Source organism: Acidiferrimicrobium sp. IK (genome assembly GCF_025499425.1).
GTDB lineage: Bacteria > Actinomycetota > Acidimicrobiia > Acidimicrobiales > Palsa-688 > Acidiferrimicrobium.
The window spans coordinates 83,442-90,434 of sequence record NZ_JAIMCB010000017.1 but is presented as its reverse complement, the minus strand read 5'-3'; the positions used below and the strand labels follow the sequence as shown (position 1 = coordinate 90,434).

Sequence of the window (6,993 nt, the reverse complement as noted above, 5' to 3'; positions counted from 1 at the left end):
TTGACTTCTATAATAGTCGTCGTCGGCACAGTGTTTGTGGCAACATTTCACCTATTGACTACGAGAGCTCTGCTATTATTCAAGCAGCATAAGGGAGTCCTCCACGATCTCAGGGGAAGCTCATCGAAACCTACGGGCTGGCCAAGGCCGGCGGCAGCCGGTTCTCCTACGCGTATGTCCGCGGCTACCACCCCCTGTTCGCCACGATCGCCGCCACCGGCGATGTCGTGCATTCCCGGCTGCGGGGCGGCCCCGCCCACTCCGCCAGAGGCGCCAGCAGTTTCCTGGCCGAAACGTTCGCCCGGGTCCGCGCCGCGGGAGCGACCGGCCCGCTGGTGGTGCGCGCCGACTCAGGGTTCTACAACCAGAAAGTCATCGCCGCTTGCACCACTGCCGGCGTCGACTACTCCGTCACGACGAAAATGTCCAAGCCGTTACGGGACGCGATCGCCAAGATCGCAGACCAGGACTGGACGGCGATCCCGTATTTCCTTGCTGACGGCGCGGACGTCGCGGAGATCGACTACCAGGCGTTCACCAAAAGCAAGAACGCCCCCGGCGGGATCAAGACCCGCCTGATCGTCCGGCGGGTCCGCCCGACACCAGGCTCGCAGCTCGCCCTGTTCGTCACCTGGTCCTATCACGCCTTCATCACCAACAGGACCGGCACCGTCGCCGCTCTGGAGGCCGACCACCGCCGCCATGCGGTCGTCGAGAACACCATCCGGGACCTCAAATACGGTGTCGGACTCAATCATCTCCCCTCCGGACGCTTCGGCGCGAACGCCGCCTGGCTCACCCTCAACGTCATCGCTCACAACATGGCCGCATGGACCGCCCGCCTCGGCGGGCTCGACACCACCCCTGACACGACCGCAGATCACCCCCGCGACGACGAGCCCACCCGACCCGACCGCCGGCGATCGTTCGTTGCGACCGACACCCTCCGACGCCGCTACCTCCACATACCCGGACGGATCACCACCTCCGGACGCCGGCGGACCCTTCACCTCCCGACAAACTGGCCCTGGCGACAAGCCTTCGACCAGACCCTCGCCACGCTGCGAACCGTCACCCTCACCACCTGACGATCCAGCATCAAGCGACACCCGCAACCACCCGCCGGTCTCGCAGACGACCATCCCATCCCACGAGCCCCTGGACCCTCACGGCCCGAAACCGACCCCAGCCACCGACCAAGGCCATCACCCCGACCGAAACCGAAAAACCCAACAACACCAAGCGAATCTGTGGATCAGGGCTAAGCTAAGTGGTATTGGGGCTAGCCGGCGATGACCTCGGTGCCGACGTAGGGGACCAGCGCGGCCGGGACCCGCACGGTGCCGTCCGGCTGCTGGCCGTGCTCGACGATCGCCGACCACACCCTGGGGGTGGCCAGCCCTGACCCGTTGAGGGTGTGCACGAACGCGGTGCCTCCGCCTTCCTTGCGGTAGCGGATCGCCCCCCGGCGGGCCTGGAAGTCGGTGACCAGGCTGACCGAGGACACCTCCAGCCACCGGTCGACGCCGGGGCTGTAGACCTCGAGGTCAAACACCCTCGACGCCGAGAAGGTGAGGTCTCCGGCGCACAGCTCGACCACCCGGTAGGGCAGTCCGAGGGTCTGGAGGGAGCGTTCGCAGTCGCCGAGCAGCGCGGCCAGCTCAGCGTCGCTGTCCTCCGGGCGGCACAGCTCGGCCAGCTCCACCTTGTGGAACTCGTGCAGGCGCTGCATGCCTCGGGTGTCCTTGCCCGCAGCGCCGGCCTCCCGGCGCCAGCACACGGTGTAGGCCATGTACCGCAGGGGCAGGTCGGCCTCCGGGAGGATCTCGTCTTGGTGCATGCCCATGAGCGGCACCTCGCCGGTCGGGATCAGCCACAGGTCGTCGTCGCGCAGCTTGTAAGCCTGCGACTCGAACTTGGTCAGGTGACCGGTCCTAGTGATGACGTCGCTGCGCACCGCGTGGGGTGGGGCGATCTCCAGGTAGCGGTCCTTGTGGAGATCCAGCGCGAAGTCGACCAGACCCCGAAGCAGCCGGGCGCCGCCGCCGCGCAGGACCGAGAACATCCCACCGGAGAGCTTGGCGGCGCGCTCCCCGTCGTAGATCCCGAGCCGGCCGGCGACCTCCCAGTGCGGCTCGTAGCTGCGGCCCTCGTAGTCAGCCGGGTCGTAACCGTGGGTCCTGACCACCCGGTTGTCGTCCTCCGACGTCCCGTCGGGCACGACGTCGTCGGGGATGTTGGGGATGCGGGCCACGACGTCGTCGAGGGCCTCCTCGACCTCCCGACGGCGGGCTTCGAGCGCCTCGATGCGCCCTCGGGAGTCGGCCAGCCCTGCCCGGAGGGCGTCGGCTTCCTCCCGCCGGCCTTCCCGCATCAGCCGGCCGACCGACTGGGACCCGGCGTTCATCTCCTGGCGGGCGTCGTCGACCTCGCGGACCACCTGCCGGCGGCTCTCGGCCAGGTCACGGGCGCTGCGGACCAGTTCGATCGGTACCCGCTTGCGGACCAGGCGCGCCGCGGTGGCCTCGAAGTCGTCGCTCAGAAGCTTGAGGTCGATCATCGTCGTCGCGCCGGTGCGCTCAGCGAGTGCCGAGCAGGTCGACGACGAACACCAACGTCTCGCCGCCCTTGATGACGCCGCCGGCGCCCCGGGATCCGTACCCCAGGTGGGGAGGGATGGTCAAGCGGCGCCGGCCGCCGACGCGCATGCCGGCCACGCCCTGGTCCCAGCCGGGGATCACCTGGCCGCCGCCGAGGCCGAACTGGAAGGCCTCGCCGCGGTCCCAGGACGCATCGAACTGCTTGCCGGTCGACCACGCCACGCCCACGTAATGGACCGACACCTGCTGGCCCGGGGTGGCCTCCTCGCCGTTTCCGACGGTCAGGTCTTCGATGACCAGCTCGGCAGGCGGTTCGGTGTCGGGGATGGTGACGTCAGGCTTCGGCATGGGTGCGGTGTCCTCCAGGCGGGTGGGCGGGCCTGGGCGAACCTAGTGAACGACAGCCGGTTGTGTCAGCCCGGCGGTCGCCGCGCCGTCAGCCCGGCAGTCGCGGCGCCGTCACTCCGGCGGCGAGCTGGCCCGCAGCCGGGTCTGCTCCTGGCGCAGCCACTCGACGCGCGCCGCCACGAGCCGGGCCAGCAGCCCTAGCCCTGTGGCGGCCACCGCCACGCCGGTAAGGCTCAACGCCAACGACGCGGCCACGCCGAGGAGGACCAGCGCCAGGCCGACGAGGGTGAGCAGGGGGCCCCACACCGCGGGGTGCAGGGACAGCCAGATCCGGGCCACGGCGGTGGCGACCGAGGACAGGCCGGGCTTGGGAACGGGACGGAGCCGCTTCTTGGGGGAGCGCAGGCCTCGGAGGTGATCGGCCAGGCGCGGATCGTCGGCGGCGGCGCGGGCCTCGAGACTGGCCAGCGCCGCCCTCTCCTGTGCTGTAAGCATCCCTTCGTCAGGAGCGCTCATCGCACGTCCCACCCACTCTCTTGCTTACCGCGCTGCCAACCCAGCAGCTCTCTTCTTCCGGTACCCATCTAGACCCTCCCGAACCGTCCGGCCGGAAGGATGAACCTGCTGCTAGGAGCGTACATCCGTCCAGCCGTGTGCGAACAGCGGGAACTTCAGTTTTCGGGGCCCTCAAGGTCCCGGCGGCCCGCCGATCGGGCCTCCCGCTGATCGGATCGGCAGGCAGGCACCGGACCTGAAGCGCGGGTCACCTGGGAGGCAGCCAGCCCTTCTCGAGCGCGATGCGCACCGCGTCGACGCGGTTACGGGCTCCGAGCTTTTGGATGATGACCGACAGGTGGTTGCGCACGGTCCCCTGGGACAGGTGGAGTACGCCGGCCATGTCGGCGATGGTCGCGACGTCGCGGGCCGAGCCGAGCACCTCCATCTCCCGGGCCGTCAGCGGGTTGGCTCCCTCCGCCAGAGCGGCAGCCGCCAACGCCGGGTCGACGACGCGCTGCCCCGCCAGCACCTTGCGGATGGCCGCGGCCAGGTCAGCCGCCGGCGCGTCCTTGAGCAAGAAGCCCGAAGCTCCGCTCTCCATGGCCCGGCGCAGGAAGCCGGGACGGCCGAAGGTGGTGAGGATCAGGATCTTCACCTCCGGATGGGCGTCGTGCAAGGCGGCGGCCGCCTGCAGGCCGTCGCCTCCCGGCATCTCTATGTCGAGCAGCGCGACGTCGGGGTGGTAGGCGTCGACGGCGGCGGCGACCTCGGCGCCGGCAGCCACCTCGACCACCACCTCCATGTCCCCCTCGAGGCCGAGGAGGGTGGCCAGGGCCTGGCGGACCATGACCTGGTCCTCGGCGAGCAGGAGGCGGATCACTACGAGAGCCGCAGCGCGGCGCCCGCCGCCGCAGTCGCCGCGTCCGACGGGCCCTCGGCGAGCGCCGGGCTGGCGGAGAGGGGCACGGTGAGCTCCAGGCGGAAACCGCCGCCGGGGAGCGGGCCGGCCTCCAGGTGGCCGCCGCCGAGCGCAGCCCGCTCGGCCAGACCGTGGAGCCCGTTGCCCGGGCAGAAGCTGCCGGGGTCGGTCCCGGAGGCCCCCGAGGCCCGGAAGGAGCCGGGGCCCCCGTCGTCGGTCACCTCCACCGCGACCGACCGCGGCACGGCTATCCGGCGGAAGGCGACCCGGCAGCTGCGGGCCCCGGAGTGGCGCACGACGTTGGTCACCCCTTCCCGGATCGCCCAGGCCACGGCCGCCTCGACGTCGGCGGCCAGCCCGTCCGGCGGCCCGTCGTCGACGTCGAGGCGGATGCCCGCGGCCCGCAGGGTGGCCGACGCGGCCGCCAGCTCGACGGCCACCGTCGCCCGCCGGTACCCGCCGACCGCCTCGCGGACCTCCCTGAGGGCCTGGCGGGCGACGGCCTCGATGTCGGCGACCTCGGCCGCGGCCCGTCGGGGGTCGCCGGGGAGGAGGCGGGAGGCCACCTCGCTCTTCAGGGCGATCAGCGACAGGGAGTGGCCGAGGAGGTCGTGGAGGTCCCTGGCGAAGCGGAGCCGCTCCTCGGCGACCGCGGTCCGGGCCTGATCCGCCGTCGCGGCGCGAAGGGCGGCGTTGGCCTCCATCTGACGCCAGGTGGCCATGCAGCTGGCGCCGACCCCGAGGACCAGCGCGCCGACCGACAAGACGTCGGAGAGGTGGCCTCCGGCGCCGGCCGCGGTAGCCAGGGCTAGCAGCACCAGGCCGGCGACGTTGCGTGCCCGCCGGTGGCCGACCCACGCGACCGGCCACACCGCGAACGTGAAGCAGTAGGACCATCCCGGGCTGTCGAAGAAGGAAAGGAACGCCACCACCGCCACCAAGCCGGCGGCCACCGCGACTCGGATCCGGTCGCCGCGGTCACCGCTGCGCCAGGTGTCGGGGTCCCAGTCCCGGCGGCTCAGGAACCATCCGAGGTACAACCCGACGAACAGCGCGACCACTGCGCAGACCACCGCCAGGTGCAGCGCTCCGACACGGCGCCGGGTGAACGCCGAGGTGAGGGGGAGGGCCAGGAACCCCAGCCAGAACACCCCGATCGTCCGCCCCATAGCGGTGCGGCCCGGCGCCAGCACGTCTACGGGTCTGTCGGCCATAAGCGCCATGCTAAAGACGGGCGGCCCGGCGCGTAAGTGACGAATGTCAGGGTCCGGGGCTGGCGCCCGGGCGGCCAGGGTCCGCTCCGCGGCCGGGCACGGGTGGGAGACTCCTGCGATGCACAGCCGGCCGCACCCCGCGAGCACGATGCGATCCCGCGACGCCGATGCGTCCTGACGAGCTGGTCGGCCTGCTCGGCCTGCGACCCCACCCGGAGGGCGGCTGGTACCGCGAGAGCTGGCGGGACCGTCACGGCGCCGGCTCGGCGATCTACTACCTCCTGGCCGGCGGTCAGCCCTCCGAGTGGCACCGGGTGCACGACCGAGCCGAGGCGTGGCACTTCTACGACGGCTCGCCGCTGCGCCTGCACGTGGCGCCCGGCCCGGCGCAGGTCCTCGGCACCGACCTGGCGGCGGGGCAACGCCCCCAGCTCGTGGTCCCGCCCGGGGCGTGGCAGCGCGCCGAGAGCCTCGGGGATTGGACGCTGGTCGGCTGCACGGTGACCCCGGCGTTCGAGTTCGACGCGTTCGAGCTGGCCCCGCCGGGATGGCAGCCCGAGATCGGCGGGCCGGCGCCCTCTACTGTTGGCACCATGGTCACCACGCCGCCCGAAGGGGGCACCCCCCTCCACGGGTCGCTCAGCGCCACCGGCGCCAGCACCCACAACACCCTGGCGATCGACATCGGCGGGACCGGGCTCAAGGCGTCGGTCCTCAACGACTCGGGGGCCATGGAGCACGACCGGGTCCGGATCGACACCCCTTACCCGCTGCCACCCGACAAGCTGGTCACCGTCCTCGCCGACTTGGTGCGCTCGCTCCCCGACTACGACCGGGTGTCGGTCGGGTTCCCGGGGATGGTCCGCGGCGGGCACGTCCTGTCGGCGCCGCACTTCGTGTCCCCGAAGGGCCCCGGCGGGGAGCCGGCACCCAAGCTGGTGAAGGCGTGGCACAAGTTCAACCTTCAGGCCGCGATCAGCCACGCGCTGGGCAAGCCGACCCGGGTCGCCAACGACGCCGACCTGCAGGGCTCCGCGGTGATCAAAGGTGAGGGGCTCGAACTGGTGATCACCCTCGGTACCGGGGTCGGCACAGCGCTGTTCTACGAGGGCCAGCTCCAGCCTCACCTCGAGCTGGCCCACCACCCGCTGCGCAAGGACCTCACCTACAACGAGGTGCTCGGCGACGCGGCCCGCAAGCACGACGGCGCCAAGAAGTGGAACAAGCGGGTGGCCGAGACCGTCGAGGTCCTGCGGGAGCTGACGTTCTTCGACCACTGCTACATCGGGGGCGGCAACTCGGCGAGGGTCGACATCGACCTGCCCGACGACGTGACCCTGGTCGACAACAGCGCCGGCATCACCGGCGGCATCACCTTGTGGGCGACGACCACCTGAGCGCCGCCGCGCTCGCC

Annotated in this window: 7 protein-coding genes; 2 read left to right on the top strand and 5 right to left on the bottom strand. The window is 71.3% G+C overall.

Annotated elements, in window-relative coordinates; genetic code table 11:
• The first annotated feature begins 122 nt into the window (after window positions 1-122).
• Complete coding sequence (locus K6U06_RS21520) at window positions 123-1,088, top strand: IS1380 family transposase (RefSeq protein WP_262324039.1); 966 nt, start codon at window positions 123-125, stop codon at window positions 1,086-1,088.
• Between the two features lie 194 nt (window positions 1,089-1,282).
• Here K6U06_RS21520 and serS read toward each other — a convergent pair whose 3' ends face one another.
• The 5 genes from serS to K6U06_RS21495 form a co-directional block, all read right to left on the bottom strand.
• A complete protein-coding gene (gene serS, locus K6U06_RS21515) occupies window positions 1,283-2,560 on the bottom strand; it encodes a serine--tRNA ligase (RefSeq protein ID WP_262324037.1) in 1,278 nt (425 codons plus the stop codon).
• Between the two features lie 19 nt (window positions 2,561-2,579).
• The gene (locus K6U06_RS21510) at window positions 2,580-2,948 is read right to left on the bottom strand and encodes an FKBP-type peptidyl-prolyl cis-trans isomerase (RefSeq protein ID WP_262324036.1); all 369 of its coding nucleotides are present in this window, start codon (window positions 2,946-2,948) and stop codon (window positions 2,580-2,582) included.
• Window positions 2,949-3,059: 111 nt separating this feature from the next.
• The gene (locus K6U06_RS21505; protein WP_262324035.1) at window positions 3,060-3,464 is read right to left on the bottom strand and encodes a hypothetical protein; all 405 of its coding nucleotides are present in this window, start codon (window positions 3,462-3,464) and stop codon (window positions 3,060-3,062) included.
• Between the two features lie 247 nt (window positions 3,465-3,711).
• A complete protein-coding gene (locus K6U06_RS21500; RefSeq protein WP_262324034.1) occupies window positions 3,712-4,326 on the bottom strand; it encodes a response regulator transcription factor in 615 nt (204 codons plus the stop codon).
• The gene (locus K6U06_RS21495; protein WP_262324033.1) at window positions 4,326-5,579 is read right to left on the bottom strand and encodes a sensor histidine kinase; all 1,254 of its coding nucleotides are present in this window, start codon (window positions 5,577-5,579) and stop codon (window positions 4,326-4,328) included. The genes K6U06_RS21500 and K6U06_RS21495 overlap by 1 nt, the downstream gene beginning before the upstream one ends.
• Before the next feature lie 167 nt (window positions 5,580-5,746).
• Here K6U06_RS21495 and K6U06_RS21490 point away from each other — a divergent pair, with 167 nt between their 5' ends.
• On the top strand, window positions 5,747-6,976 hold the full coding sequence (locus K6U06_RS21490; protein WP_262324032.1) for an ROK family protein: 1,230 nt from the start codon (window positions 5,747-5,749) through the stop codon (window positions 6,974-6,976).
• Window positions 6,977-6,993 lie beyond the last annotated feature (17 nt).

Coding starts and splice junctions, on each gene's coding strand:
- K6U06_RS21490 (WP_262324032.1), top strand. CDS start 5,747: ATGCGTCCTGACGAGCTGGTCGGCCTGCTCGGCCTGCGACCCCACCCG.
- K6U06_RS21495 (WP_262324033.1), bottom strand. CDS start 5,579: ATGGCCGACAGACCCGTAGACGTGCTGGCGCCGGGCCGCACCGCTATG.
- serS (WP_262324037.1), bottom strand. CDS start 2,560: ATGATCGACCTCAAGCTTCTGAGCGACGACTTCGAGGCCACCGCGGCG.
- K6U06_RS21505 (WP_262324035.1), bottom strand. CDS start 3,464: ATGAGCGCTCCTGACGAAGGGATGCTTACAGCACAGGAGAGGGCGGCG.
- K6U06_RS21510 (WP_262324036.1), bottom strand. CDS start 2,948: ATGCCGAAGCCTGACGTCACCATCCCCGACACCGAACCGCCTGCCGAG.